Genomic DNA, 25,441 nt, shown 5'->3' with positions numbered 1-25,441 from the left:
CGGGTTACACTCTTTGGCTTCTCACTTGCCACACCGGTTCAGACGCCCGGGTGGCTCTAATCCACAAGTCCACAAGGAGTGTGTATGCGTCATTATGAAATCGTCTTTATTGTGCACCCCGATCAGAGCGAGCAAGTGCCCGCCATGATCGAGCGTTACAAAAGCACGATCACCTCGCACGGTGGCCAGATCCACCGTATCGAAGACTGGGGCCGTCGCCAACTGGCCTACATGATCGAGAAACTCGCGAAGGCTCACTACGTCTGCATGAACATCGAATGCGACCAAACCACGCTCGACGAGCTGGAACACGCATTCAAGTTCAATGACGCGGTTCTGCGTCACCTGATCGTCAAGATGAAGAAGGCCGAAACCGGCCCGTCGCCGATGATGAAGGAAGTGCAGCGCGAAGAAGCCAAGAAGTCGGCTGCTACGCAACCGTCCGAAGCGCAGGCTTAAGACACACTATTTAAGCTACCAGACGAAAGCGTCGCTCTCGCCAAAGGCTACATGAATCGGCTGCAACTTACGGCCAGCGTCGTTGAACGCGAACCGGTGCGGTATACCCCCGCCGGCGTTCCGATTGCAGGCTGCACGTTGCACCACCGCACGGAAGTCGTCGAAGCCGGCATTGCCCGGCAAGTCGAACTGACCATGCAGGCGGTAGCCGCAGGTGAGGCGAGCGGTAAGCTGGAAGGCTGTCAGATGGGCGTGGAAACGCTCTTCACAGGCTTTCTGGCGAAAAAGCACCGCAACGCAAGAACTCTGGTATTTCACATCACAGAATTGCAGGACATTGGAAAGGACTGAACATGCCCCGCCCGACTGGTAAGAAATTCGACAAGCGTCGTCAGCAACAAAATCCGCTCTTCAAGCGCAAGAAGTTCTGCCGTTTCACGGCCGCTGGCGTCGATCACATCGACTACAAGGACCTCGAAACGCTGAAGGACTTCATCGGCGAAAACGGCAAGATCACGCCGGCGCGTCTCACGGGTACGAAGTCGCACTATCAACGCCAGCTGGATACAGCAATCAAGCGCGCACGTTTCCTCGCGCTGGTGCCGTACACCGACCAGCACAAGGCCTAACCCGACGACGCGATAAGGAGTATCCGAATGCAAATTATTCTTCTGGAAAAAGTCGTCAATCTGGGCAACCTGGGCGATATCGTGAAGGTCAAGGACGGTTACGCACGTAACTTCCTGATCCCGAACAAGCAAGCTCGCCGTGCAACGAAGGAAGCCCTGGCCGAATTCGAAGTTCGCCGTGCAGAACTGGAAAAGATCGCCGCTGAAAAGCTGGCTGCCGCTCAAGCTCAAGGCGAAAAGCTGGCAGGCTCGACAGTTCAGATCAATCAGAAGGCTGGCGTCGACGGCCGTCTGTTCGGTTCGGTGACGAACGCGGACATCGCTGACGCACTGGTCAAGCAAGGCTTCGCAGTGGAAAAGGCGCAAGTGCGTCTGCCGGAAGGCCCGCTGAAGCTGGTTGGCGACCACGCTGTTCAGATCTCGCTGCACACCGACGTTCTCGTCGATGTCAACGTGGCTGTGATCGGCGAACACGTCTAAGCATCAGTTAGCATCTGCCAGGTTGTTACTGGCAAAAGGCAGGGGCCGGGTGACCGGCCCCTGCCTTTTTTTGTTGCCCGTTTCCGATGTATCGAAGTATCGGTTTTGATTTCCCTCCGCGCGCATTTACCCGATAATTCCTCTCCATGAACGCACCGTCCAAAGATCCCCAAATCGAGTCGCTGAAAGTCCCGCCGCATTCGATCGAAGCCGAGCAGTCGGTGCTGGGCGGCCTGCTGCTCGACAACGCGGCATGGGACCGCATCGCCGACTTCCTGTCGCAGAGCGATTTTTACCGATACGACCACCGCATCATTTTCGAGCACATCGGCAAGCTGATCGCGGCGACGCGTCCGGCCGACGTGATTACCGTGTACGAGGCGCTCGGCACCTCGGGCAAGGCGGAAGAGGTCGGCGGTCTGGCGTACCTGAACGCGCTGGCGCAGAACACGCCGAGCGCGGCCAATATCCGCCGCTATGCGGAAATCGTGCGCGATCGCGCGGTGCTGCGCCGTCTCGTATCCGTGGCCGACGAAATTTCCGCCGACGCTTTCAACCCGCAGGGTAAGGAAGTCCGCCAGTTGCTGGACGAAGCCGAATCGAAGGTGTTTTCGATTGCTGAAGACGGCGCGCGTGGTACGCAGGGCTTCCTGGAGATCGGGCCGCTCCTGACCGAGGTGGTGGAACGTATCGACACGCTGTATCACACCGCGAATCCGAGCGATGTGACGGGCACGCCGACTGGCTTCGTCGATCTGGATCGCATGACTTCGGGCATGCACGGTGGTGAGCTGATCATCGTGGCAGGGCGCCCGTCGATGGGTAAGACGGCGTTTTCGATGAACGTCGGCGAGTATGTGGCGGTCGAGTATGGCCTGCCGGTCGCCGTGTTCTCCATGGAAATGCCGGGCTCGCAGCTCACCATGCGTATGCTGGGCTCGGTCGGCCGGCTCGACCAGCACCGTATGCGGACTGGGCGTCTGACTGACGAGGATTGGCCGAAGCTCACGCACGCGGTGCAGAAAATGAGCGAGGCGCAGATTTTCATCGACGAAACCGGTGGTTTGAACCCGATGGAACTGCGCTCGCGCGCGCGTCGACTGTCGCGCCAGTGCGGCAAGCTGGGCCTGATCATCATCGACTATTTGCAGCTGATGAGCGGTTCGTCGTCGGGTGAAAACCGTGCGACCGAAATCTCGGAAATCTCGCGTTCGCTGAAGAGTCTCGCCAAAGAACTCGACGTACCCGTGATCGCCTTGTCGCAGCTCAACCGGGGTCTAGAACAGCGCCCGAACAAGCGGCCGATCATGTCCGACTTGCGTGAATCCGGCGCTATCGAGCAGGATGCGGACGTCATTCTGTTCATTTACCGCGATGAGGTCTACAACCCGGACAGCCCTGACAAGGGCACGGCGGAGATTATCATCGGTAAACAGCGGAATGGTCCGATCGGCCCTGTTCGGCTCACGTTCCACGGCCAATTCACGAAGTTCGACAATTTTGCCGGCGCGCAGAATTTCTACAGCGAGTAGAGACACAACTGCGGAGATAACTGTTGGGACTGTTGTAACGGTGCTTTCAAAAGTGCGGCATCGATCCCGGAACGGTACAATGTGGCGGTTTTATGTCAGCCATAATGTGACCAATTTTCGGGATCCCAATGTTCGGTCGATTCATGCCCACCGAGGGCAAGTTCTTTGAAATTTTCAATGCGCACGCAACGTGCATCGTCTCAGCAAGCCGCGAACTCGAACTGCTGATCGACAACCTGCAGGACGCCGAGACCCACAAGCAAAACGTGCAGAAGGCCGAAAAGGCCGCTGACAAGCTCACGCACGAAACCATCGACCTGCTGCACAAGACCTTCATCACGCCGCTCGACCGCGACGAGATCCACAAGCTGATCACCACGATGGACGACATCCTCGATCTGATGGAGGACGTCGCCACCGCTATCTCGCTGTACGACGTGCAGGCGGTGACCTCCGAGGCGAGCCAGTTGGCGCATATCTGCACGGCCACCTCCGAGCGTGTGCAGTTCGCCGTCAGCCTGCTGTCGGACATGAAGCAGGCGAGCCAGATCCTGAAGGCGTGCGAAGACATCGACCGTCTGGAATCGGAAGCCGACCGCGTGCTGCGCTCGGCGATGTCGAAGCTTTTCCGCGAAGAAGACAACGTCAAGACGCTGATCAAGCTGAAGGCGATTTACGAACTGCTCGAAACGATCACCGACAAGTGTGAGGACGTGGCGAACATCATCGAAGGCATCGTGCTGGAAAACGCATAATGCAATCGATACAACTCGCTATCTGGGTCGTTGCCGGCCTGGTCGCCGTCGCGCTGATTTTCGACTTCATGAACGGCTTCCACGACGCGGCGAATTCGATCGCCACGGTCGTGTCGACCGGCGTGCTGAAGCCGCAGCAGGCCGTGGCTTTCGCCGCGGCATTCAACGTTATCGCGTATTTCGTGTTCCACCTGAAGGTGGCGCAGACGGTCGGCAAGGGCACGATCGATCCGAATATCGTCGACCACTACGTCATTTTCGGCGCGCTGGTCGGGGCGATCGGCTGGAACATCATCACGTGGCATTACGGTATTCCGTCCAGCTCGTCGCATGCGCTGATCGGCGGGCTGGTGGGCGCGGCGCTCGCCAAGTCGGGCTGGGGTTCGCTCAATATCGACGGGTTGATGAAGACGGTTGCCTTCATTTTCATCTCGCCGCTGCTCGGTTTCGTGCTCGGCTCGTTCTTCATGCTGGCGGTGTCGTGGATCTATTTCCGCACGCCACCGAGCAAGGTCGACCGGCGCTTCCGTCGTCTGCAACTGGTGTCCGCAGGCTTGTACAGCCTTGGCCACGGCGGTAACGATGCACAGAAGACCATCGGCATTATCTGGATGTTGCTGATCGCGACCGGCTACGCCTCGTCGATTGCCGATGCACCGCCGCTGTGGGTAATCGGTGGCTGCTATCTCTCGATGGGCGTTGGTACGTTGTTCGGCGGCTGGCGGATTGTCCGCACGATGGGCCAGAAGATCACCAAGCTGAAGCCGGTCGGCGGTTTTTGCGCCGAGGCGGGTGGGGCGATTACGCTCTTCACCGCGTCGTGGCTCGGCATTCCGGTGTCCACCACGCATACGATTACCGGCGCGATCGTCGGTGTCGGCGCGACGCAGAAGTTGAGTGCGGTGCGTTGGGGGGTGGCGGGCAACATCGTCTGGGCGTGGATTCTGACGATCCCGGCCTCCGCAGCGCTCTCCGCGGCTGCCTGGTGGCTCGGCCACCGCTTCCTGTAAATGCGGTGCGGACGGCGAAGGCCGTCCGCGCGTTTTCAGGCTTCAAAGCTCTGTCTCGGAGCCCGACGCCACAAGCACCGGGCCTCACACCCCTAAAGCTGCAAAAAAAGCGCGCCGCTCAGATCAGCGGCGTGCTGCCTCCATCCATCGGGACGATTGCGCCCGTCACATAGCTCGCGCGGCGGCTCGCCAGAAACAGCGCGACATCAGCGATTTCCTCCGGTTTTGCATAGCGTCCGAGCGGCACCTTGGCCTGCCCGCGCGCCAGCGCGTCCGCGTTTTCGATGCCTTGCTGCGACGCTTCCAGCCTGACCGCTTCCTCGACGCGTTCGGTCAGTGTCGAACCCGGATTGATCGCGTTGATGCGGATGCCGTAGCGCGCGTAGTAGTGGGCGAGGCCGACAGTGGCCAGCATCAGCGCGGCATTGGCGGCGCCACCGGCGATATGGATATCGCTAGCGATTTTGCCGCCCATGCCGATGATGTTGACGATCGTGCCGGGTGCGCCGCCGTCGCCGGCCTTGACGCGCTCGGCCATGCGCCGCAGCACTTCCTGCTGCGGGTAGATGTAGGGGAAATACTTGGCTTCCATGGTCGCGCGGAACGCGTCGGCGTCCAGCGTTTCCGGGTCATAGCGACGGGCAGCGCCGGCGCTGTTGATCAACACGTCGATGGGCCCGACGGCGGTGCTGACTTCCTCGACGATGTCCGCGGCACTGTGCGGTTCGTGCAGGTCGGCGCGGGTGCGATGCACGTGCAGACCTTCCTGCTTCAACTGTTCGTACGCGCGCGCGAGATTGGCGGGGTCGCGCGAAACGATCGCGACTTTTGCGCCCTCGAGGGCGAACGCCCGGGCGCAGGCGAACCCGATCCCTTTGCTGCCGCCCGTGATTAACACCACCTTGTCATTCAGCCCGAGATCCATCGTTATCACCCGCTGTCGGAAGAATATCGATGACGATAGCAGATCGGCAGCGCAGCGGGGATGGACAGGGTCGAGGTGAGGAGTGTGGGTGCTACCGGGAGACTGAATTCGGGCGGTACGGCCATCGCTATGAGTGACGAGCCGTGCGTCACGCGCCACTGACTGAATCGTTAGTAACTGCCGTTGGCGAAGCGCGCGATCGGGTCGTCGGTGGTTTGCGTCGGGGCAGGGATGCCACGCGATGCGGTCGAGGCGCGCATGATCTGGACGCCCGCATTCCCATCGGCTTGACGAGCTTGTTGGGCCTGGCGCACGGCGACGGACGCGGGGGGCGGCGGCTCGAATGCATCGGCGGCGGCGTCGATCGGATCAGGCGCGCGAACTGTAATCGTTGGCGGTTCAGCACGCACAGCTGCCGCCACCTGTTGATTCGCTGAGCCGGCAGCAGCGTCATACGTATTCGCCTGAGCGGCCGACACAGACCCCGGAGGCACCGCGCCTGCCGCACGCGCTTGCATCTGCGCGGCGCTCATACCAGGCGGTGGGGGTTCGAACGGATCAGCTTGTGGTGCCGCAGCCGCGGCCACCGTAGGTTGACCGCTTGCAGTCAGCGGCGGACGAGTGGTCGCCGCGACACGCGCCGTTTGCTGCGGCGCCACAGGGTCCGCGGTATAACTCGAAGCTTCCGCCGCAACAGGAGCTCCCGCATAGCCCGAAGGTCGCGTCGCCGCAGAATTCGCGGAGTAGCCCGAAGCTTGCGCCGCCACCGCGACACCTGCATAAGCCGGTGCCGACTGAGTCTGAGCCACCGGCGCAACACGCTCGGGTTGAGGCGCCGCAGCCTGATAGCTCGGCGTATCGAACGGCGCCGGTGTCGCAGCCGGCGCTGCGACCCGACGAATACCGTCGAAGCGCTTGGCCCAATAGGGATTGGTCAGGTAGTCGAGCCGCACGGTACCACCTGTCGACGGGGCGTTGACAAAGCGCAGCTTGCCCACATAAATGCCAACGTGAGAATGTGCGCGTCCGGTGGTATTGAAGAAAATCAGATCGCCCGGCGCAATTTCATCCGGTTCGACGGATTCGCCGCGGCCGCTCATATCCGCGGTAGTTCGCGGCAGATTGACGGAAGCGGCGCGCGATACCACATAGCGAACCAATCCACTGCAATCGAAGCCGCTATCGGGCGTATTCCCACCCCAGCGGTATGGAATGCCGACCAGACTCATCGCCTGAATCGAGATTTCCTCGCGCCCGATGCTATGGTCGACGAAATTCGGGAAACCTGGCGGCGGTGCATGATAGGCACCATTCGTGACCACAACCGATGAACCCGGCCCGCGCGACGTCTTTTGCGGCGCGCCGGCGCAAGCGGCGAGCAGCAAAACGGTCAGCAGCGAAAAGGCGAGTCGGCGCATGAAGACGAAGGGAGCGGTAAACGCTCGTTTAATGGCGGACGATGTCGGGATGGTAGCCCGTCGAACCTGGCTCAGGCAAGAATTCTTGATAACTTACTTGAAGTTTGTGCGCTAAGTGTTGCCCAGCGGGAACGCGTGCCCAATAAAAAAGCCGCGTCCGGGCTGACCCGGACGCGGCTTCTAGCCGAAGCTAAAGCATTGAAACTTAAAGGATCTCCGACGCGTAATCCGCCAGGCGCGAACGCTCGCCGCGCGCCAGCGTCACATGCCCGCTGTGCGCCCAGCCCTTGAAGCGGTCGACCACGTACGTCAAGCCCGAACTGCCTTCTGTCAGGTAAGGCGTATCGATTTGCGCGATATTGCCGAGACAAATGATCTTCGTGCCCGGACCCGCTCGCGTGACCAGCGTCTTCATCTGCTTCGGCGTCAGGTTTTGCGCCTCGTCGATGATCAGATACTTGTCCACGAACGTACGGCCGCGCATGAAGTTCATGCTCTTGACCTTCAGGCGCGAGCGGATCAGCTCCTGAGTCGCGGCGCGGCCCCATTCGCCGGCGGCATCGTCGGTTTTCTGCAGGACTTCGAGGTTGTCGTCGAATGCACCCATCCAAGGCTGCATTTTTTCCTCTTCCGTACCCGGCAGAAAGCCGATGTCTTCACCGACCGGCACCGTGGCGCGCGTCACGATGATCTCGTTGTAGCGCTTGTCGTCGAGCACCTGGGCAAGACCAGCCGCGAGCGCGACCAGCGTCTTGCCGGTACCGGCCTGACCCAGCAGCGTAACGAAGTCGATCTCCGGATTCATCAACAGGTTCAGCGCGAAGTTCTGCTCGCGATTGCGCGCCGTGATGCCCCACACGTTGTTCTTGTGGTGGCCGTAGTCGCGCAAGGTTTGCAGCAGCGCCGTCTTGCCGTTCAGCTCGCGTACTAGCGCATGAAACGTCGGCTCGCCGTTCTGCGGCTCCAGATAGACGAATTCGTTGACCAGCATCGAGGCGCAGAGCGGTCCCGTCACGCGGTAATACGTGGTGCCAGTTTTGGTGTCCTGCCAGCTCTCCATGCCCTTCGCGTGCTTGGTCCAGAAATCCTGGGGCAGCGCGCGGATGCCCGAGTACAGCAGATCGCTGTCTTCGAGCACCTGGTCGTTGAAGTAGTCTTCCGCGGGCAGGCCGAGTGCATGCGCCTTGATCCGCATGTTGATGTCTTTCGACACCAGCACGACCTGGCGATCCATCCGGTCGCGCTGCAACGCCCGCACCACGCCGAGAATCTGGTTGTCGGCCTTGCCATCCGGCAGGCCTTCGACCGGCTCGATGGCGTTGAGCTTGGTCTGGAAGTACAGGCGTCCGGACGCCTCACGGCTGCCGAGACGCGCCAGCGAAATGCCGTCAGAGATGTTGCCGGCGTTCGCCACCAACGCGTCCAGCGTACGACTCACCTGGCGAGCGTTACGCGCGACTTCGGACATGCCCTTCTTGTGGTTGTCCAGTTCTTCCAACGTCATCATCGGCAGATAGACGTCGTGTTCCTCGAAACGGAACAGGCAGCTTGGATCGTGCATCAGCACGTTCGTGTCGAGCACGAAAAGCTTCTGCATTTCGAGCGGGTCGGTGGACGCGCCGCGCTTCTTGCTGGTGCCGCGCGTGCTGGGTGCCACGGCTGCGGGCGTGCTGGCGGCCGGGTCTTTCGCGCTTGGCGCGCGCGCGACGACCGGTTGCGATTTGGCCGCAGGCGTAGAAACAACCGCCGGCTCGGCTTGCGGACGGGCAGCGGGAACCGGTTGCAGCAATGCGGCAGTTTGCTTCGATTTACGTCCACGCGCCGGTGCAGCTTGCTCGGCGGATGCGGACGCAGCAGGGGAGGCCGACGATGCCGGCACGGGCCGCAACGTGGTTGCGGCATTGGCGGCGTGCGCCATCGGTGTGGCGACGTTTGCGCGGCCGTAATCGGCCGACTCTGCTGATTCCCCTCCGACTGCCTGTTTCTTCGCGGCGGAGCGCGCCGGCGTGGCGGCTTTGGCCTTGTATTCGTCAGGCGGCAGGAGATTGCCGAGCTTGCTGGGGGGGGTAGGCAAAGGCATGGTTTCCCTCGAATTAATCGGGTCACATTTCGTGCGCCGCCTGTCGCATTCTGCCGGTGCCAGTGAGTGCGCACGCAGTTTGCGCCCGGAGGCGCGCATTCGGTCTAGAGATGCCGGTTCGCCTGGTTTTCGATCGGCTCCTTAACGGAAGCGCGTGGCCGAGTGAACGCACGGCTTAGCGCAATTAAAAAAGCCGCCGCCCCGGCGTACGGGACAAGCGGCTCGCCTTCGGTTATCGCGTTGCGCCTCATGACTTCGACGGAGCCGATAAAACGGCCGTCAAGTCCGGCGCAGCGACGAAAAGTGTGGGGTGGACAGGCACTCATTGGAACCCAATATAACGCGCCTCAAAGCGCTTGTACAGCCTCCAGAATGTCATCGACATGCCCTGGCACTTTCACGCCACGCCACTCCTGGCGCAGCACGCCTTCGGCGTCGATCAGGAACGTGGAGCGTTCGATCCCACGCACTTCTTTGCCATACATTTTCTTCAATTTCATGACGCCGAAGAGCGCACACAAGGTTTCTTCGGGGTCCGAGATCAACGGAAACGGCAGTTCGAGCTTTGCCTTGAAATTGTCATGGGAGCGCAGGCTATCGCGTGACACGCCGAGAATTTCCGCGCCGGCTTTCTTGAACTTTGGATACAGATCGCGGAATTGCAGACCTTCGGTCGTGCAGCCCGGCGTGTTGTCCTTCGGGTAGAAATACAGCACCACCTTCTTGCCCCGCAGCTTGGACAGCGTGATCTCGCCACCGGTAGCGGGGGCGGTAAAGTCGGGGATGGGTTGGTCGACTGCGATGGGCACGAGGTTCTCCGGTTGTTATGGCCGACGCCGCAGCATTTGCACTTGCAACTGCTGCGGCACCGGCCTGGCATCGAGGCTTTCGGGGAGGGCGACTGGCGCGTGTGGTGGTCGCTCGCGCGGCCTGGTCGTCAGTGCCGGCGAGAGATTGGCCAGTCAGGGCTGGACAATCAACTCGCCGGAGCGACCTGGAATTTCGCCCCACGTAACAGGGTACGATGGCAGCGTGCTGCGGTCTAGCGTGGCGTAGTAATCACCCATGGTCGCGAAGGTATGACCTTGCGCCCGCCAGCCTTCCAGCAGCTGTTCGAAAATCGGCGCGAGCTTTTGTCCTTCGAGCTCCGCGTGCAGCGTAAACACCTGATCGTGCGGATTGTTTTCGGTGTGCTTCAACATCCATGCGGCGACGGTGTGCTCGTCGACCCCATCCACACCCAGCACTTCGTCGAGCGTGGGCAGCGTGGTGGGCATCTGTACGTGCGACAGTTGCCGGCCGTCGACCACCGGCAGATACGGCGAGTGGCCGCGCCCGTCGGACGCGTAGCGCATGCCCCACGCGTCGATCTGCTCGAACGCATGTCCGTTCATCTGCCAGCCCGCCGCACCGTGCGTGACGGGCGGCGCGCCGAAGATCGCGACGAAGCGGTTGAAGCTCTTCTGCATCTGCTTCTCGGTCCACTCCTGATCTTGCGAACGCACGTTGTCCTGCCAGTACACGTGGTCCCAGGTGTGGATGCCGCATTCGAAACCGGCCTCGTGAATCGCGCGCATTTCCGCGGCAGTTTTCACGCCGATATCCGGACCCGGCAGCAGCACGCCGTACATCAATTGCCTGATGCCGTAATGTTCGACCACCGAGGTACGCGACACCTTCTTCAGAAAGCCCGGCCGCAACACGCGGCGCATCGCCCAACCGGTGTGGTCGGGCCCGAGGCTGAAGAGGAAAGTGGCGCGCGCCTTGAAGCGGTCGAAGATGCGCGCGAGATTCGGCACGCCTTCGCGGGTGCCGCGCAGCGTGTCGACGTCGATCTTCAGGACGATACGAGCCAAGGATCAGGCCTTATTGTTGTTCGACGAGGGCGCGCGCTTCGGCGACGTGGCCGCGATACGCTTCGAAAATCTTGCGCAGCGCTTCGTCGAAGGTCGACTTCGGCGCCCAGCCGAGTTCCTGCATCGTGTTGTCGATCTTCGGCACGCGGTTCTGCACGTCCTGGTAGCCCGCACCGTAGTAGGCGCCCGAGGACGTTTCGACCAGCTGCACCTTCTTGGCCAGTTCGGCGTATTCCGGGAATTCGGCGGCCAGCGTCAGCATCTTGTGCGCGAGCTCGCGCACCGAGAAGTTGTTGGTCGGGTTGCCGATGTTGTAGATCTTGCCCGTGGCGACGCCGTCCTTGTTTTCGATGATCTTCATCAGTGCGCCGATGCCGTCGTCGATGTCCGTGAACGCACGCTTTTGTGCGCCGCCGTCCACGAGGCTGATGTTCTCGCCGCGCACAATGTGGCCGAGGAACTGCGTGACCACGCGCGAGCTGCCTTCCTTCGGCGTGTAGATCGAATCGAGGCCCGGGCCGATCCAGTTGAACGGACGGAACAGCGTGAAGTTCAGGCCTTCCATGCCGTAACCCCAGATCACGCGGTCCATCAACTGCTTCGAGCACGCGTAGATCCAGCGCGGCTTGTTGATCGGGCCGTACGACAGTTGCGACTCTTCCGGATCGAACTGCTCGTCCGTGCACATGCCGTAGACCTCGGAGGTCGACGGGAACACGAGGTGCTTACCGTACTTGACGGCCGAACGCACGATCGGCAGGTTCGCTTCGAAGTCGAGTTCGAACACGCGCAGCGGTTGCTTCACGTACGTGGCGGGCGTGGCGATCGCGACCAGCGGCAGGATCACATCGCACTTCTTGATGTGATATTCCACCCACTCCTTGTTGATCGTGATGTCGCCTTCGAAGAAGTGCATCCGCTCATGGTTGATCAGGTCACCCAGACGTTCGGTCTGCATGTCCATCCCGAAGACTTCCCAATCGGTCGTTTCGAGAATGCGTTTGGACAGGTGATGGCCAATGAAGCCGTTCACACCCAGAATCAGGACTTTTTTCATGAGTAACGGGGAGTTTCGAGGGGAGTTTGGATGAGCCGGGCGAATTCGGACGGGGTAACGACGGTTTCGCTGCCGTCGTGCAGGTGCCGCAATTCGTGGATGGCGATCGAGCGACCGTCGCCGCATATCGCAAAAACGGCATTATCGCTTACGTGCAGGCCCGGGGGCAAATCCGAGCGAAGCGCGCCGGGCTGAGCCAGACGCGCACGGGCGATGATGAAACGGTGACCTTCGAGATCCGTAAACGCGCCGGGATAGGGCGGCGCGACCGCGCGGATCAGGTTGTAGACCTGCTGCGCGGCTTGCGTCCAGTCGATCCGGCCGTCCTCAGGCTTGCGCCCGCCATAGTAGCTGCCGTGCGCCAGATCGTTCGGCAGATGCGGCGCTTCGCCCGCAAGCAGCGCCGGGAGCACGCGCCACAACGTTTGTTCCGCGGCCACCGTGACCTTGTCGAACACTTGCGCGGCGGTGTCGTCGGGCAGGATCGGCACCGGCGTTTGCGCGATGATCGCGCCCGCGTCGGGTTTGGCGGCCATTTCGTGCAGCGTCGCGCCGGTTTCGGTTTCGCCGTGGATCACCGCCCAGTTGGTCGGCACGCGGCCGCGGTACTTCGGCAGAAGCGAGCCGTGCATGTTGTAAGCGCCCCGAGCGGCGAGCGCCAGCAGGTCGACCGGCAACATGTGGCGGTAGTAGAACGAGAAGATGAAGTCCGGGCGCGCGGCGCTCACCGCGGCGCGCAGCTCCGGGCTCTTCGGATCGGCCGGCGTGACGACGGGAATGCCGTGCTCGGCCGCAACCGAGGCGACACTGCCGAACCAGATGTTTTCGGTCGGGCTGTCCTCGTGCGTGACGACCAGCGCCACGTCGACGCCACGCGCGAGCAGTACCTGCAGGCAGCGCACGCCGACGTTGTGATACGCGAAAACGACGGCGCGCGGCTTCATGGATTCGGGTCCTGATCAATCAGCGGCGCGGCCTGCACGGCCTGCACGACCGCCTGACGCGGCGCTTCGGTCACGGTCGTGCCGTCGCGCTGCTCGAGAATCGTCTGCACCAGATAACGCGGACGTGCGCGCACCTGCTGATAAATCCGGCCGATGTATTCACCCAGCAGGCCCAACGCGAAGATGATCACGCCAAGCAGGAAGAAGATGACAGCGAACAGCGTGAACACACCTTGCACTTCCGCGCCGATGATGAAGCGGCGAATCAGCAGCAGCACGAACAGCGCCGCGGACCCGAGCGACAGGATCACGCCGATGAACGACAGCCATTGCAGCGGCACTACCGAGAAGCCGGTGACGAGGTCGAAATTCAAACGGATCAGCGAATACAGCGAGTACTTCGACTCGCCGGCAAAACGCTCTTCGTGCGCGACTTCGATCTCGACCGGATTCTGCGAGAACGTGTACGCGAGTGCCGGAATGAAGGTGTTGATTTCACCGCAGCGATTGATCGTGTCGATGATGTGCCGGCTGTACGCGCGCAGCATGCAGCCCTGGTCGGTCATCTTGATACGCGTGATGCGCTCGCGCAGACGGTTCATCGCGCGCGACGCCTTGCGGCGCCACAAGCTGTCCTGGCGTTGCAGTCGGATCGTGCCGACGTAGTCGTAGCCTTCGCGCATCTTATTGACCAGCTTGCCGATTTCTTCCGGCGGATTCTGCAGGTCGGCGTCGAGCGTGATCACGATCTCGCCGCGCGATTGCTCGAAGCCCGCCAGAATCGCCATGTGCTGGCCGTAGTTGCCGTTCAGCAGAATCACACGGGTCGTGTCGGGCCGGGCGCGGAACTGATCGGCGAGCAGCGCGGGGGATTTGTCGCGGCTGCCGTCGTTGATGAAGATTACTTCATAACCGGTGCCGAGCGCGTCAAGCGCCGGGTAGAGTCGCGCGAACAGCGCGGCCAGCCCGGCCTCTTCGTTGTACACCGGGATGATGATCGACACTTCCGGTGCGACGGCGCGATGTTCCGAATAAATCATTTCCGCTTATTTTCCGTATTGTTCGCAAATTTCATTGACCGCGCGGCAGACCCGCTCCACGTCGCCCTCGTTCATCAGCGTGAACAGCGGCAGCGTGACCGTGCTGGCGCCATAGCGCTCCGCGTGCGGGAACATGCCTTCCTTGAAGCCCTTCGCGCGGTACAGCGAGAACAGGTGAATCGCCGGGTAGTGCACGCCCGAACCGATGCCGCGTTCCTTCAACTGGCCCATGAAGCCGGCGCGGTCGATCGAGAGTTTTTCGAGCGGCAGCGTGATCAGGAACATGTGCCAGTTGCTGTTTTCAAAATCCGCCAGCGGCAGGCCGACGCCCAGTTTGGCCGCCGCGCCGCCTTCGAAGCCCGCGAAGTACGCGCGCGCCAGTTTCTTGCGCTGCGCAATGAAGCGTTCGAGATGCGGCATCTGGCCAAGGCCGACACGCGCGGCAACGTCCGTCAGGTTGTACTTGCCGCCCAGCAGGTCGCAGTCCATGCCGTCAAAGCCGGTGCGGGTGATGCCTTGCAGGCGGTACTTCTGCGCGAGGACGGCTTCTTCCTCATTGTTCAGCACCAGGGCGCCGCCTTCGATCGAGGTCAGATTCTTGTTTGCGTGGAAGCTGAACGAGACGATATCGCCGAGTTTGCCGATGCGCTCGCCTTTCCACGTCGAGCCGAACGCCTGCGCGGCGTCTTCGATCACGCGCAGCTCGTGGGCGCGGGCAATCTCGTACAGCCGGTCCATGTCGACCGGCAGGCCCGACAGGTACACCGGAATGATCGCTTTGGTGCGCGGCGTGATGGCCTTTTCCAGCAGATCCAGGTCGATGTTGCGAGTCACCGGATCGATGTCGACGAACACTGGCGTCGCGCCGACTTCGTAGACCACATTGCTGGTCGCAACCCACGAGGCGGGGGTGGTGATGACTTCGTCGCCTTCGCCCACACCGGCGATGCGCAATCCGATTTCGAGCGTCGCAGTGCCGGAGTTGAACGTGCGCACCGGACGGCCGCCGCAGAACTCGGACAACGCCGCTTCGAACTTCTGGTTCTGCGGGCCGGTGGTGATCCAACCGGAGCGGAGCACGTCGGCGACGCCCTGAATCGTTTCTTCATCGATCTCAGGTTTGACAAACGGCAAAAACGGGACTGTTGACTGGCTCATGAATGCTTCGCTCGATTGAAAGGGGCGCAACCCGAAGGGCGCGAAGTAGATCACAAACTAAGCGCAAACCCAAGGCCACGACTAAAAAAGGGCGTAACCGCCAAGCTTACCGCGGCCAAGCTTACGTTTTACTTAGCCGGCGGCGGTGCCCGGCTTACCGCATCTTTTTCCGCCAGCATTTTCGCGGCGCGTGCATCGGTGCAGCGCAATAAACGGTAATAAATCGTGCCCGGCACCGTGCTGCCGGGGCTGTGCCGCCTAGCTGCGCGCCAGGACGACCACGCCGATCAGGATGACGCCGATCCCCACCAGCTTCTGTACCGACATCACTTCGCCGAATAGATACCACGCCGCGAACGCGTTGACGACGTATCCGAGCGACAGCATCGGATAGGCGATCGACACGTCCACCCGCGAGAGTCCGATCACCCATACGCCCACGCTGATCACATAACAGGCCAGCCCGCCGATGATCGGCGGCTGGGTCGCGAGGCGAAAGGCGATGGGCAGGATGTTCGCACGGGTGAATTCGAAGTGTCCAACGGCATTCGTTCCGGCTTTGAGCAGCAACTGCGCACCGGCGTTCAACGTGACGCCTGCGAGGATACAAAAGAGCGAAATCGGGTTCATCGAACGGTCAGTTCCTGAGATGGGGTCATTGTTGTGGTTTTTCCACTGGCACGGGTGCGTCGGGCGCCGGTGCGTTCTGCGTCGCAGCGCCGGATGCGGGCGCGGCCACCGCCGCGGGCTTCGTCACCACCACCCGGCGAGAGTCGCGCGCGATCACCTGCATCGGCAGCCCCTCTTTGAGCAGGCTGTCGTAAGTCGACGGCGGGATCAGCGCGAGCGCATAGCGATCGGCCTTCCAGCGCTCGACCCACGCGTCGACCGTCGGCACCCATTTCTGCGGTTCGACGGATATGCCGAACGCCAGTTCGTCCGGATGTTCGACCATGATCATCGTGTGGTCGACGTAGAACGGCATCGTATGATCGAGCACGCCGACCGAATAGAACGGCGTATCGGCCGGCAACTTCGCGATCTCGGCCTTGATCGCGGGCGCGAGCGGCGCGCCGGAACTCAGGCGGCCGAACACGTCGTGACCTGTGCCTGCGATTGTGCCGAGCAGTAGCCACGCCGCGCCAAAGCTCGCGACAGCGCCAAGCGTGCCGGCGCGGCTGCGGCGGTTCAGCCACAGCGCGAACAGCGTGACCACGAAGGCAGCGCCGAGCGCCGCCAGCACCCAGCTGCGGTATTCGACGTACAGCTCGGTCGGGTTGCGCGCGTTGCCGAAGCGCGCCATGAACAGCGCGGCAAACGCGGCGACGACGAGAAACAGCGCATAGCCGGCCAGATGGCGGCGCAACTGGTCACGGGTGACGAGCGGCAGGTACATACCGATCACCAGGGCGATCGACGGCGCGATCGGCAGCGTGTACGAGAGCAGCTTGGAGTGCGATGCGCTGAAGAACAGAAAGATGAACGCGGTCCACACCAGCATCAGCGTGACCGGCGCGAAGCCGTTCGGCTGGCGCGGCAGGCGCCAGGCATGGCGCACGCTCTGGAAGGTCACCGACAACCACGGCAGGAAGCCGACCAGCAGCACCGGCACGAAATAGTAGAACGGCCCCGGGCGGTTCTGTTCAGGCGTCAGATAGCGCTTGAATTGTTGAACGATGAAGAAGAAGTTCAGGAATTCCGGGTTGCGCTGCTGCACCAGCACGAACCATGGCGTGACGATCGCGAAGAACACGATCAGGCCGCCGATCAGATGCAGGCGCTTCCATACGGCCCAGTCGCGTGCGACGAGGGTGTACAGCACCAGCACCGCACCTGGCAGGATCACGCCGACGAGGCCCTTGGACAGTACCGCCAGCGCCATCGCCCCCCAGCACACCCACATCCATGCCCGCACGTTGGCCGTCGGCAGGTTGGCGCGCTGCGCGAGCAGCAGCGCGCAGAGCGTCAGTTCCATCCAGAACGACAGGCCCATGTCGAGCGTGTTGAAGTGGCCCATCAGGTTCCAGTACGGCGACGTGGCCAGCACGATCGCCGCGAACACGCCGGTCGCCGCATTGAACACGCGCGCACCGGTGAAACCGATCAACAGCACGCCGGCAAAGCCCGTCAGCGCGGTGTAGAGGCGCGCCTGCCATTCGCCGATGCCGAACCACGCGAACGTGAGCGCGTTGAGCCAGGTTTGCAGCGGTGGCTTCTCAAAATACTTGTAGCCGTTGTAGCGCGGCGTGATCCAGTCGCCGGTGACGAACATTTCGCGCGCCATTTCGGCGTAGCGGCCTTCGTCGCTCGGCAGCAGATGCCGCCAGCCGAGCGGCACGAACCAGATTACGGCGAGGGCCAGCACCAGCAGCAGGATCGTGGTGCGGTTGAGCGGTAGCCTCGTCGGCGTATCGTTCATGAATTTCAACCTTGTTGGCGACGCCGCGTGGGCAGCGAGGCAGTGTTATCTGAAAATGGCGATCGCCAGCATGGCGCCAATGGCGCGCAGTGTACGTTATCGGCCGTGGCGCGGCGAGGGCGCGCGGCCGGTCCGGCGATGCGCACGCGGCGGCTGCCATGCCTCGCGGCCGCTGTCGGCACGTCAGGCAAACGCTCGCTGCCCGCCGCCTCTAGCCTTCGATCAGCAACGCGGCCGCGACCTTGCGGCCCTCGGCCATCAGAATGTTGTAGGTGCGGCAGGCGGCCTTGAAGTCCATCGTTTCGACGCCGATGCGTTTGGCGGTGAGCGCGGCGGTCAGGCGCGGATGGGGAAAGCGCAGGCGCTCACCGCTGCCGAATATGACCACTTCGGGCGCGGCGTCCACCAGCATGGCGAAGTGCTCGGCGCTCAGGTCTTCGAACGAGGAGACGGGCCAAGGGATAACCGGGGCTTCCGGCAGCAGGAGAATGCTGCCGGCGTGGCGCACCAGATTGATTTCGACATAGCCGGCGCCGTAACCGGTGACGGTATTAAGGGCGCCGCTGGAATCCTGATGTAATTTCAAATTCGTTTTCCGAAGTCGTCGTGAGACATCATGCGTGTTGGCGGCCTGACCTGGCAGAACGGAAGCAGGGCGGTTTGACGCGAGTGGGACACGCGAGTGGCACAGCGAGTGACACAGAAGCGGCCGAAAAGCCTTGCCGTTGCGGTTGGTGCATTGCGGAAGTCGGCCAAAATCCGCTAAATTATAACTTTTTAGCCGCCTTGCGGCGCCCCTCGCTCGAGTGCCCCCTCATGTGCTGTCATAAGCCGCCCTGAGAGGACGGGCGCGGCCCATCGGCTACCTGCCCTGGTTTTGCCTGCATTTCGTCTGCTTTTCTCGTCTCTGGCGAGCGTGCCGCGTCATAATTCCCCGTATCGGCGGACTTGCCCGGGTCCCGGTTTTTCCGCCCCCGCTTGTTCGCCCAAGCCCATCAACAGGATGAAGTGCCCGCCGTGAAACCGATTCTCAAATCCAACAAGTTGTTGAATGTCTGCTACGACATTCGCGGGCCCGTCCTCGAACATGCGAAGCGCCTCGAAGAAGAGGGCCACCGCATCATCAAGCTGAACATCGGCAATCTCGCGCCGTTCGGCTTTGACGCGCCGGATGAAATCATCCAGGACATGATCCTGAATCTGCCGGGCTCGTCCGGCTACTCGGATTCCAAGGGTGTGTTCGCCGCGCGCAAGGCGATCATGCATTACACGCAGCAAAAGGGCGTGCACGGCGTCGAACTGGACGACATTTACATCGGCAACGGTGCCTCCGAGCTGATTGTGATGGCGCTGCAGGGCCTCTTGAACGACGGCGACGAAGTCTTGCTGCCCGCGCCGGACTACCCGCTGTGGACCGCCGGCGTCAGCCTGTCGGGCGGCACGCCCGTGCATTACATCTGCGACGAATCGAACAGCTGGATGCCCGATCTGGACGACATTCGCGCGAAAATCACGCCGAATACGCGTGCGCTCGTCGTCATCAATCCGAACAACCCCACCGGCGCGCTGTACTCGGACGAACTGTTGCTCGGCCTGATCGAGATCGCCCGCCAGCATGGCCTCGTGATCTTTGCCGACGAGGTCTACGACAAGATCGTCTACGACGGCAAGAAGCACACGTCAGTGGCCGCGCTCTCAGAAGACGTGCTCACTGTCACATTTAACAGCCTCTCGAAGAGTTACCGTTCGTGCGGCTACCGCGCAGGCTGGATGTTCATTTCGGGCCTGACCGGCGAGAATCGCCGCAATGGCAAAGACTACTTCGAAGGGCTCGGCATTCTGGCCTCGATGCGCCTGTGTCCGAACGTGCCCGGCCAGTACGCGATCCAGACCGCGCTCGGCGGCTATCAGAGCATCAACGACCTGATCGTGCCGAGTGGGCGCCTGTACAAACAGCGCGAACTCGCGTACGACATGCTGACGGCCATCCCCGGCGTGAGTTGCGTGAAGCCCGAGGCGGCGCTGTATATGTTTCCGCGCCTCGATCCGAAGATTTATCCGATCCAGGACGACCAGCAGTTCATCCTCGACCTCCTGCTGGAAGAGCGCGTGCTGCTGGTTCAAGGCACCGGTTTCAACTGGAAGACGCCGGATCACTTCCGCGTCGTGTTCCTGCCGAACGTGGACGACCTCGCGGATTCGATCAACCGGATCGCGCGCTTCCTCGACGGCTACCGCAAACGCCACACGGCTTGAGATGGACGGCGCGCCCGGCGCGCGCCGCTGTCAGCCCCAGTTTCCTTTTAATCCCTTACTCGAAAACACACGCTGCATGGAACCGATCAAAGTTGGACTGCTGGGCTTCGGCACGGTAGGCAGCGGCACCTTCACGGTACTGCGCCGCAATCAGGAAGAAATCAAACGCCGCGCGGGCCGCGGCATTGAGATTGCGCGCATTGCCGTGCGCAATCCCGCCAAGGCGACTGCGGCACTCGGCAGCGAGGCCGGCACCGTGGCGCTGACCGATGACTTCAACGCGGTGGTGGACGATCCGTCGATCGATATCGTGGCGGAAATGATCGGCGGCACGGGCGTTGCGCGCGACCTCGTCCTACGCGCGATCAAGAACCGCAAGCATGTGGTCACCGCCAACAAGGCGCTGCTCGCCGTGCACGGTACGGAGATTTTCGAAGCGGCGCGCGCCAACGGCGTGATGGTGGCGTTCGAGGCGGCGGTGGCGGGTGGCATTCCGATCATCAAGGCGCTGCGCGAAGGGCTCACGGCCAATCGCATCCAGTACATCGCCGGCATCATCAACGGCACGACGAACTACATCCTCTCGGAGATGCGCGACCGCGGGCTCGATTTCGCGACCGCCTTGAAGGCCGCGCAGGAGCTGGGTTACGCGGAAGCCGATCCGACCTTCGACATCGAAGGCGTGGACGCCGCCCACAAGGCGACGATCATGAGCGCGATCGCGTTCGGCGTGCCGGTGCAGTTCGACAAGGCGTACGTCGAAGGCATCAGCAAACTGGCGGCAATCGACATCAAATACGCTGAAGAACTTGGCTACCGCATCAAGCTGCTTGGCATCTCGCGCCGTACGGACAAGGGCATCGAATTGCGCGTGCATCCCACGCTGATTCCGGAAAAACGCCTGCTGGCGAACGTGGAAGGCGCGATGAACGCGGTCGTCGTACACGGCGACGCGGTGGGCTCCACGCTGTACTACGGCAAGGGCGCGGGCGCGGAGCCGACGGCCTCCGCCGTGGTGGCCGATCTGGTCGACGTGACGCGTCTGCATACGGCGGACCCGGAGCATCGCGTGCCGCATCTGGCGTTCCAGCCGGACAGCCTGTCGAGCACGCCGATCCTGCCGATCGACGAAGTGACGAGTGGCTACTACCTGCGCCTGCGCGTGGCGGACGTGACGGGCGTGCTGGCCGACATCACGCGCATCCTCGCGGATCGGGGCATTTCGATCGACGCGCTGCTGCAGAAGGAATCGGAGCAGGTCGATGCGAACGGCAAGGGTGAAACCGACATCATCCTGATTACGCACGAAACGGTTGAAAAGAACGTCAACGCGGCGATCAAGACGATCGAAGCACTGAAGACCGTTGTCTCGCAAGTCACGAAGCTGCGCATGGAAGCGCTGAACTAGGCCGAATATGAACTACCTCTCTACGCGCGGCGCCGGAGCCGGCGAGCACCATACGTTTTCCGACATTCTGCTGGGCGGTCTTGCGAAAGACGGCGGCCTGTATCTGCCGGCGGAATATCCGCGCGTCACGGCTGACGAACTGGCGCGCTGGCGCACGCTGCCGTACGCGGATCTCGCGTTCGAAATCCTGTCGAAATTCAGCGACGACATCCCCGCCGAAGACCTGCGCGCGCTGACGCGCAAGACCTACACGGCCGAGACGTATTGCCACGTGCGCGACGACGAAAGCGCCGCGCAGATCACGCCGTTGAAGACGCTGGGCGTCGAGAACGGCGCGCCGCTGTCGCTACTGGAACTGTCGAACGGTCCGACGCTCGCGTTCAAGGACATGGCGATGCAACTGATCGGCAACCTGTTTGAGTACGCGCTGGCCAGACACGGCGAGACGCTGAACATCTTGGGCGCAACCTCGGGCGACACCGGCAGCGCAGCGGAATACGCGATGCGCGGCAAGAAAGGCATCAGCGTCTTCATGCTCTCGCCGCACAAGAAGATGAGCGCGTTCCAGACTGCACAGATGTACAGCCTGCAGGACCCGAACATTTTCAACATCGCGGTCGAAGGCGTGTTCGACGACGCCCAGGACATCGTGAAGGCGGTTTCGAACGACCACGCGTTCAAGGCGAAGTACAAGATCGGCACGGTCAACTCGATCAACTGGGCGCGCGTCGTGGCGCAGGTCGTGTACTACTTCAAGGGCTACTTTGCCGCGACGAAGTCGAACGACGAGCGCGTCTCGTTCACGGTGCCGTCGGGCAATTTCGGCAACGTATGTGCGGGCCACATCGCGCGCATGATGGGTTTGCCGATCGAGAAGCTGGTGGTCGCGACGAACGAAAACGACGTACTGGACGAGTTCTTCCGCACGGGCATTTACCGCGTGCGCAAGGCGGCCGAGACGTACCACACGAGCAGTCCGAGCATGGACATTTCGAAGGCATCGAACTTCGAGCGTTTCGTGTTCGACCTGCTGGGCCGCGACCCGGCGCGCGTGCTGCAACTATTCCGCGACGTCGAAGAGAAGGGCGGTTTCGACCTGGCGGCAAGCGGTGATTTTGCGCGAGTGAAGGAATTCGGTTTCGTATCGGGCCGCAGCAGCCACGAGGACCGCGTGGACGCGATCCGCGACGTCTTCGAGCGTTACGACACGATGATCGACACGCACACGGCAGACGGCCTGAAGGTGGCACGCGAGCATTTGCAGGCCGGCATCCCAATGATCGTGCTGGAGACGGCGCAACCGATCAAGTTCGGCGAAACGATCCGCGAAGCGCTGCTACGCGAACCGGAGCGCCCCGCCGCATTCTCAGGCTTGGAATCGCTACCGCAGCGATTCGAAGTGCTGCCGGCGAACGCGCAGCGCGTGAAGGACTACATCGTCGCAAACACGAGCGAATAACACCGCGAGCATCGAGCGCGACTGCGTCGCGCTCGATGCAAGGGGCGAGATTGGTTTAAAGAAATACTCGTCGGCGCGCGCAGCGCCGCCGGAAGAATGATGCCCTTGTCACAAGCGCATGCAGGTGCACGAACACAGATTCCAGATGCACCACTACCCGTGGCAGACCACGGTGCCCACTTAGCATTAGCGGTTTGAGCCGCTTTCTTTGCTTATCTTTCTTTGCGGCGGCAAAGAAAGTAAGTGCCGCCCCGCACAGGGGCAACGCTAATAGACCACTAACAAATCAAGGAAAGGCACCAAAGCCAGAACAAGGAAAGCCCAAAGCCCCAGGAACACGGACAAACAACCGCCGAGCAGGCAAAAAAACCACCATAACACCCACCCGCCACCGGCCCCCACGCTCGACCGCTACAATATTCCTTTAACCAGCGGCTTCGAGACCAGAAGATGTCCACCCCAACGCCCCGCGCCCCGATGCTCTCCACCGCCGAAGCGTTGGCGACCTTGCTCAGCGCAGCGAGCCCAATCCCCGGCACAGAATCGATCCCCACGCTAGACGCCCTCAACCGCGTGCTATCGGCAGACGTTATTTCGCCGCTCGACGTCCCCCCCATGAACACCAGTTCAATGGACGGCTACGCGATCCGCACAGAAGATCTGGCAACCGATGGCGACCGCCGCCTGCCAGTTTCGCAACGCATTCCAGCCGGCCACGCACCCGAGCCGTTAAAACCCGGCACGGCAGCCCGCATCTTCACCGGCGCCACGGTGCCGCCAGGCGCCGACGCCATCGTGATGCAGGAGCAAACCGAGGCCGCCGGCAACGAAGTCACGATCCTCCACAACCCGGCACCCGGCGAATGGATCACGGCCCAAGGCGCGGACATCCGCAGCGGTTCGATCATCCTTCCAGCCGGCACTCGCCTGACACCGCAAGCATTAGGACTCGCAGCCTCAGTCGGCTGCGCCGAACTCCAGGTGCGCCGCCGCGTAAAAGTCGCCGTGTTCTTCACCGGCGACGAACTGACCATGCCCGGAGAACCGCTGAAACCCGGCGCGATCTACAACTCGAACCGTTTCACGCTGCGCGGCCTGCTGGAAAAGCTCGGCTGTGAGGTAACCGACTACGGCATCGTCCCCGATAAACTCGACGCGACTCGCGCGACGTTACGTGAAGCCGCGCAAGCGCACGATCTGATCCTTACCTGCGGCGGCGTGTCGGTCGGCGAGGAAGATCACGTCAAGCCGGCGGTCGAGGCGGAGGGACGCCTGTCGATGTGGCAGATCGCGATGAAACCGGGCAAGCCGCTCGCCTTCGGCGCGGTGCGCCGTGCCGCGCAGCAGGCAGATGCGGCTGCGACAGCTTCAGTCGAAACCTTCTTCATTGGCCTGCCGGGCAATCCGGTTTCCAGCTTCGCGACCTTTTTACTGTTCGTTCGCCCGTTCGTCCTGCTTCTGGCCGGCATGCAGACAGTTGAGCCGCGCGCGCTGTCTTTGCGCGCGGATTTCACGCAGAAGAAGGCCGACCGGCGCAACGAATTCCTGCGCGCGCGCATCAATCCGGCCGGCGGCCTCGATCTGTTTCCGAATCAGAGCTCGGCCGTGCTGACGTCGACCGTGTGGGGCGACGGCCTGATCGACAATCCGCCGAATCATGCGATCAGCGCCGGCGAGACCGTGCGTTTCATCCCTTTTTCCGAATTGCTGAACTGAGGCCCGCCACAGCCGGCGGTTTCCCGATGAAGATTCAACTCCGATATTTTGCAAGCGTGCGCGAAGCGCTCGAAACCGCCGACGAAACGGTCGATCTGCCAGACGGCATCGCGACCGTTGGCGACGTGCGTGCCTGGTTGCGCGTGCGCGGCGGCATCTGGGCCGATACCCTTGCCGAAGGCCGCGCGCTGCGCATGGCCTGCAATCACGTGATGACCGATGCCGGCACACGCGTCACCGAAGGCTGCGAGGTCGCGTTCTTTCCGCCCGTCACCGGCGGTTGAAACGCGCTGGATCGCCGCTAAAAAACCTGCCAAATCACGCTAAACCTCGCCAAGCCGCCCAGGAGCCAGAGATGCCCGTTCGTGTCCAGACGGAAGACTTCGACCTCACCGCCGAGGTTGCCGCGTTGCGCGCGCGCAATCCGAAAATCGGCGCGGTGGCCTGTTTTGTCGGCACCGTGCGCGACCTGAACGACGGCAGCACGGTCGAAACGATGGAGCTCGAGCACTATCCGGGCATGACGGAGAAATCGCTGGAAACGATCGTCGTGAGCGCGCGCGAGCGTTGGCCGGGGATCGAGGTGCTGATCGTGCATCGGGTCGGCAAGCTTTATCCGCTCGACCAGATCGTGCTGGTGGCGACCACCGCCGCGCATCGGGGCGACGCCTTCGCGTCGTGTGAGTTCGTGATGGACTATCTGAAGACCCAGGCGCCGTTCTGGAAGAAAGAGAAAACCGAAGAGGGCGAGCGCTGGGTGGATGCCCGCGTCGCCGACGATGCGGCGCTGGCCCGTTGGGGCATCGAACCGGGTAACGAGGAAGAGGATTAGGCGGGCGC

At 62.1% G+C, this 25,441-nt stretch carries 25 protein-coding genes; 13 read left to right on the top strand and 12 right to left on the bottom strand.

Annotated features, from left to right (window positions below; translation table 11 throughout):
• Window positions 1-84 precede the first annotated feature (84 nt).
• The 7 genes from rpsF (at window position 85) to M0D68_RS13185 (ending at window position 4,865) form a co-directional block, all read left to right on the top strand.
• A complete protein-coding gene (gene rpsF, locus M0D68_RS13215) occupies window positions 85-459 on the top strand; it encodes a 30S ribosomal protein S6 (protein ID WP_006048823.1) in 375 nt (124 codons plus the stop codon).
• A 51-nt stretch (window positions 460-510) separates the two neighbouring features.
• A complete protein-coding gene (gene priB, locus M0D68_RS13210; protein ID WP_028196682.1) occupies window positions 511-810 on the top strand; it encodes a primosomal replication protein N in 300 nt (99 codons plus the stop codon).
• Window positions 811-812: 2 nt separating this feature from the next.
• A complete protein-coding gene (gene rpsR / locus M0D68_RS13205; protein WP_007182109.1) occupies window positions 813-1,088 on the top strand; it encodes a 30S ribosomal protein S18 in 276 nt (91 codons plus the stop codon).
• 27 nt (window positions 1,089-1,115) lie between these two features.
• Complete coding sequence (gene rplI / locus M0D68_RS13200; RefSeq protein ID WP_054034563.1) at window positions 1,116-1,568, top strand: 50S ribosomal protein L9; 453 nt, start codon at window positions 1,116-1,118, stop codon at window positions 1,566-1,568.
• A gap of 146 nt (window positions 1,569-1,714) precedes the next feature.
• Complete coding sequence (locus tag M0D68_RS13195) at window positions 1,715-3,100, top strand: replicative DNA helicase (RefSeq protein WP_063495982.1); 1,386 nt, start codon at window positions 1,715-1,717, stop codon at window positions 3,098-3,100.
• A gap of 128 nt (window positions 3,101-3,228) precedes the next feature.
• Window positions 3,229-3,855 carry a DUF47 domain-containing protein gene (locus M0D68_RS13190; protein ID WP_012432805.1) on the top strand — a complete coding sequence of 209 codons (627 nt, stop codon included), beginning with the start codon at window positions 3,229-3,231 and terminating at the stop codon, window positions 3,853-3,855.
• A complete protein-coding gene (locus tag M0D68_RS13185; RefSeq protein ID WP_200619907.1) occupies window positions 3,855-4,865 on the top strand; it encodes an inorganic phosphate transporter in 1,011 nt (336 codons plus the stop codon). Before M0D68_RS13190 ends, M0D68_RS13185 begins: the two co-directional genes overlap by 1 nt.
• Window positions 4,866-4,983: 118 nt before the next feature.
• On the opposite strand, the gene M0D68_RS13180 is transcribed toward M0D68_RS13185, so the two are convergent.
• From M0D68_RS13180 to M0D68_RS13125, 12 genes are all read right to left on the bottom strand, one after another.
• Entirely contained in the window at window positions 4,984-5,790 is an 807-nt protein-coding gene (locus M0D68_RS13180; RefSeq protein ID WP_200651759.1) for an SDR family oxidoreductase, read from the bottom strand.
• A 170-nt stretch (window positions 5,791-5,960) separates the two neighbouring features.
• Window positions 5,961-7,208: an NlpC/P60 family protein gene (locus tag M0D68_RS13175; RefSeq protein WP_266224478.1), complete on the bottom strand. Its 1,248-nt coding sequence runs from the start codon at window positions 7,206-7,208 to the stop codon at window positions 5,961-5,963.
• 205 nt (window positions 7,209-7,413) lie between these two features.
• Window positions 7,414-9,288, bottom strand: coding sequence for a PhoH family protein (locus M0D68_RS13170; protein WP_266224476.1), 1,875 nt, complete (start codon window positions 9,286-9,288; stop codon window positions 7,414-7,416).
• Window positions 9,289-9,635: 347 nt separating this feature from the next.
• A complete protein-coding gene (locus M0D68_RS13165; protein ID WP_054034536.1) occupies window positions 9,636-10,097 on the bottom strand; it encodes a peroxiredoxin in 462 nt (153 codons plus the stop codon).
• 153 nt (window positions 10,098-10,250) lie between these two features.
• A complete protein-coding gene (locus M0D68_RS13160; RefSeq protein ID WP_266224475.1) occupies window positions 10,251-11,144 on the bottom strand; it encodes a polysaccharide deacetylase family protein in 894 nt (297 codons plus the stop codon).
• Window positions 11,145-11,154: 10 nt separating this feature from the next.
• On the bottom strand, window positions 11,155-12,201 hold the full coding sequence (locus M0D68_RS13155; protein WP_093632622.1) for a bifunctional UDP-4-keto-pentose/UDP-xylose synthase: 1,047 nt from the start codon (window positions 12,199-12,201) through the stop codon (window positions 11,155-11,157).
• Window positions 12,198-13,145: a formyltransferase gene (locus M0D68_RS13150; protein ID WP_266224473.1), complete on the bottom strand. Its 948-nt coding sequence runs from the start codon at window positions 13,143-13,145 to the stop codon at window positions 12,198-12,200. The genes M0D68_RS13155 and M0D68_RS13150 overlap by 4 nt, the downstream gene beginning before the upstream one ends.
• The gene (locus tag M0D68_RS13145; RefSeq protein WP_093632624.1) at window positions 13,142-14,185 is read right to left on the bottom strand and encodes a glycosyltransferase; all 1,044 of its coding nucleotides are present in this window, start codon (window positions 14,183-14,185) and stop codon (window positions 13,142-13,144) included. Before M0D68_RS13145 ends, M0D68_RS13150 begins: the two co-directional genes overlap by 4 nt.
• Window positions 14,186-14,191: 6 nt before the next feature.
• A complete protein-coding gene (locus M0D68_RS13140) occupies window positions 14,192-15,343 on the bottom strand; it encodes a DegT/DnrJ/EryC1/StrS aminotransferase family protein (RefSeq protein ID WP_266224471.1) in 1,152 nt (383 codons plus the stop codon).
• A gap of 258 nt (window positions 15,344-15,601) precedes the next feature.
• Window positions 15,602-15,973, bottom strand: coding sequence for an SMR family transporter (locus tag M0D68_RS13135; RefSeq protein ID WP_054034531.1), 372 nt, complete (start codon window positions 15,971-15,973; stop codon window positions 15,602-15,604).
• Between the two features lie 25 nt (window positions 15,974-15,998).
• Window positions 15,999-17,762 (bottom strand): glycosyltransferase family 39 protein, encoded by a 1,764-nt coding sequence (locus tag M0D68_RS13130; protein ID WP_266224470.1) that lies wholly within the window; start codon window positions 17,760-17,762, stop codon window positions 15,999-16,001.
• A 211-nt stretch (window positions 17,763-17,973) separates the two neighbouring features.
• Window positions 17,974-18,348, bottom strand: a complete 375-nt coding sequence (locus tag M0D68_RS13125; protein ID WP_093632627.1) for an Mth938-like domain-containing protein — start codon at window positions 18,346-18,348, stop codon at window positions 17,974-17,976.
• Window positions 18,349-18,770: 422 nt separating this feature from the next.
• On the opposite strand from M0D68_RS13125, the gene M0D68_RS13120 reads away from it, so the two are divergent.
• From M0D68_RS13120 to moaE, 6 genes are all read left to right on the top strand, one after another.
• Entirely contained in the window at window positions 18,771-20,018 is a 1,248-nt protein-coding gene (locus M0D68_RS13120; protein ID WP_093632628.1) for a pyridoxal phosphate-dependent aminotransferase, read from the top strand.
• A gap of 76 nt (window positions 20,019-20,094) precedes the next feature.
• Entirely contained in the window at window positions 20,095-21,426 is a 1,332-nt protein-coding gene (locus tag M0D68_RS13115) for a homoserine dehydrogenase (protein ID WP_093632629.1), read from the top strand.
• A gap of 7 nt (window positions 21,427-21,433) precedes the next feature.
• Window positions 21,434-22,885 carry a threonine synthase gene (gene thrC, locus M0D68_RS13110; protein ID WP_266224469.1) on the top strand — a complete coding sequence of 484 codons (1,452 nt, stop codon included), beginning with the start codon at window positions 21,434-21,436 and terminating at the stop codon, window positions 22,883-22,885.
• 477 nt (window positions 22,886-23,362) lie between these two features.
• Window positions 23,363-24,601 (top strand): gephyrin-like molybdotransferase Glp, encoded by a 1,239-nt coding sequence (gene glp, locus M0D68_RS13105; RefSeq protein ID WP_200619930.1) that lies wholly within the window; start codon window positions 23,363-23,365, stop codon window positions 24,599-24,601.
• A gap of 26 nt (window positions 24,602-24,627) precedes the next feature.
• Window positions 24,628-24,885, top strand: a complete 258-nt coding sequence (moaD, locus tag M0D68_RS13100; protein WP_054039444.1) for a molybdopterin converting factor subunit 1 — start codon at window positions 24,628-24,630, stop codon at window positions 24,883-24,885.
• Window positions 24,886-24,956: 71 nt separating this feature from the next.
• The gene (moaE, locus tag M0D68_RS13095) at window positions 24,957-25,433 is read left to right on the top strand and encodes a molybdopterin synthase catalytic subunit MoaE (RefSeq protein WP_200619914.1); all 477 of its coding nucleotides are present in this window, start codon (window positions 24,957-24,959) and stop codon (window positions 25,431-25,433) included.
• Window positions 25,434-25,441: the final 8 nt, after the last annotated feature.

Origin of the sequence: Paraburkholderia sp. SEWSISQ10-3 4 (genome assembly GCF_030464785.1) — a bacterium.
Lineage (GTDB): Bacteria > Pseudomonadota > Gammaproteobacteria > Burkholderiales > Burkholderiaceae > Paraburkholderia > Paraburkholderia aspalathi.
Note: the sequence above shows the minus strand (reverse complement) of the source record. Positions and strands in the feature narration are given on the sequence as shown.